Raw genomic sequence first — 2,185 nt, 5'->3', positions numbered from 1 at the left:
CCAGCAGGAGCTGGGCCTCGGCCCGGGCCACGCGCCGCCGCACCCGTTGATTGCGGAGACTGATCGCCACGTTGTCGAGCAGGGTCATCCACGGCAACAGGCTGTCGCCCTGCGGCATCATGGCGCAGTGCTCAAGACGACGGGCGGGCTGGCGTTCGTCGCGGACGGCGACGGACCCGGTCGTCGGTTCGGCGAGGCCGGCGATCAGCGACAGCAGCGTGGATTTGCCGCATCCGCTGCGCCCGACGACGGCGACGTGTTCGCCCACCGGGACGGACAGGCTCAGGTCGGCGAGAACAGGGCGACGCGCGCCCGGGTAGGTGTGCCCCAGACCATCCAGCGCCACGGCCGTGGCTCCGGGGCGACTCAGCACCGAATGCACCAGCGCATGTGACATCCCTCCGCTCGTGTGAACGAGTTCAGGTTCAGCGGGTGTGATCTCAGCCCCGTTCGGTAGGGGCACCCCGTGTCATCGATGCTGACCTTTGCGAATCAGCTCGAATTCCGAACGTACCATCGGCACGTATCGGGATTCGACGCGACTCCATTGCTGGTAGCGATGGTCGGGTGCAATCGCCCGTGACAGGTGGGTGGTGGCAGGCGAGTCCCATCTGAAACTCGGCGAGTGGTCACATTTGACGGATTGTGGAATATCCCACCTTGGAAAACGCGATCGGGAGTGACCACGCGGAGGGGGAGCCCCGGTGCCGACGACGATGTGGGCACGGGGACCGGCTGAGAGCCGGTCGCCGTGCCGGACACATGCTCTAAACCAGGCGCCCCACCCTCCTGGCGGCCGAGATCCGCCTCCAGGAGCCCCAGGGGGAGAAGTGGGCACGCCAGCTCATTGACCGGGCGGAGGTTGTCGCTAAGCCGGAGACGAAGTCCTGGACCCACCTGAAGGCGGCCCGTGCCCGGTGGGGCGGCGTGGCCAACGGGAAGGCGGCGCGGTATGGCACGGTTGAGCGCACCCACCAGGACCACCACCGTGGATCTGGTCGATGACTACCTGGGTTCTCCCGTCGTCCGGCAGCTGCACCTGTACGCGGAGATGGCCGCGGGCCACAACCCGGTGACCCGGGCGTGTGAAGCCCTCCGGGCCGGTCGCCCGACAGTGGTGGACTCCGGCTCCTTGCCCAGGAAGATCGCCCGGGAGTTCTTCGACCCCGACGAGATGTTCCACGTCCGTCTCGGCCTCCAGCGCGGACACGCTCACGAGGTCGTGGACGACCGGCCACCGCTGGCCCCGGTGAGTGACGCCTGGTGGAGGTGGCCGACCATGGGTGACTTCCGCGAAGCCCTGGAGGCCGTCTTGGCCCGTTGGTAACCGACGCGGAACTCTTCCGCGCTTACCGACTGGGGCACCCGGCCAGTCGTCTCCTCCGCCGCCGGATCGGTCCCGTCCCGAGGTCGGAGTACCCCGATGCGGCGGTGGCCCTGGTGGTCGTGCGGATCATCGTCCGCGTGGTGGAGGGCGGCGGGGTCCTGGAGGCCACCGACGCAGACCTCCGCACCCTGGCGGACCTGGCCGCCGCCATTAGGCCGCCGCAGCCCTTCACGCTGGCGTGAGGACTTCGCCACCCCAAACCCTGAGATCTCCGGTCGCCCGCAGGCTACTTCGTTAGTGTTTTGCCTCTATCGAGAGATCGGAGACAGACGTGGATCCTGCCTGGGCTGTTGTAGTTGGTGCGGCCGTCGGAGCAGCCGGTCCGGCGTTGACTGGTCTCCTGGCACCTAAGTTTCAGTGGCAGGCTAAGAGATCCGAATTAGATCTTGCCTATAAACGGGACATAGTCGCGTCGTGGAGGAGCGGTCTGGCAGAGGCGATGCAGGAGCGAGACCGCCAAACCGATGAAGCGGAGGCGAAGCTGGAAGCGGGCGCCCGGCATGTCACTACCAGGTTCCGGTCGATCGGCACCAGAACAGCATGGTTCCTTTCCCTCTATCCACATCTCAACTGGGAAGACGAGCAGGTACGGACGAACGTCGCGGACATTGCTGACAAGGTCGACCCCAGCATGATCTACGAAGTCAACGTGTGGATAGACGACTCAGGGGCCTTGGTGTTGGCTAAAGAAATCGCCCGGATCGAAAAGGCCTGGGGCCTGCTTTAGGTTTCCCAGAAGTGGTTCGGCTACACGAAATATCGCCACCGCTAGCCCGGGTGATTCACGGGGATCTGCGG

The 2,185-nt window shown here is 65.9% G+C and carries 4 protein-coding genes and 1 riboswitch; of the genes, 3 read left to right on the top strand and 1 reads right to left on the bottom strand.

Annotation, left to right across the window (positions count from 1 at the left end):
* On the bottom strand, nucleotides 1-346 hold a 346-nt coding region (locus G6019_RS17680), incomplete at its 3' end, for an ATP-binding cassette domain-containing protein (protein ID WP_182627649.1).
* A 33-nt stretch (nucleotides 347-379) separates the two neighbouring features.
* Nucleotides 380-477, bottom strand: a riboswitch (TPP riboswitch).
* Between the two features lie 475 nt (nucleotides 478-952).
* On the opposite strand from G6019_RS17680, the gene G6019_RS11655 reads away from it, so the two are divergent.
* The 3 genes from G6019_RS11655 to G6019_RS11645 all read left to right on the top strand — a co-directional run bounded on the left by G6019_RS11655 (nucleotide 953) and on the right by G6019_RS11645 (nucleotide 2,114).
* Nucleotides 953-1,327, top strand: coding sequence for a hypothetical protein (locus G6019_RS11655; RefSeq protein ID WP_182613601.1), 375 nt, complete (start codon nucleotides 953-955; stop codon nucleotides 1,325-1,327).
* A gap of 104 nt (nucleotides 1,328-1,431) precedes the next feature.
* Entirely contained in the window at nucleotides 1,432-1,569 is a 138-nt protein-coding gene (locus tag G6019_RS11650) for a hypothetical protein (RefSeq protein ID WP_182613602.1), read from the top strand.
* An 89-nt stretch (nucleotides 1,570-1,658) separates the two neighbouring features.
* Nucleotides 1,659-2,114 carry a hypothetical protein gene (locus tag G6019_RS11645; protein ID WP_182613603.1) on the top strand — a complete coding sequence of 152 codons (456 nt, stop codon included), beginning with the start codon at nucleotides 1,659-1,661 and terminating at the stop codon, nucleotides 2,112-2,114.
* Nucleotides 2,115-2,185 lie beyond the last annotated feature (71 nt).

Source organism: Dietzia sp. DQ12-76, assembly GCF_014145045.1.
In the GTDB taxonomy this organism is placed as follows: Bacteria; Actinomycetota; Actinomycetes; order Mycobacteriales; family Mycobacteriaceae; genus Dietzia.
The sequence above is the reverse complement of the archived record's forward strand: the minus strand, read 5'-3'. Positions and strand labels throughout refer to the sequence as shown.

Bases quoted from the DNA above. Each gene is read 5' to 3' on its own strand.
- G6019_RS11655 (WP_182613601.1), top strand. From the start codon at position 953: ATGGCACGGTTGAGCGCACCCACCAGGACCACCACCGTGGATCTGGTC.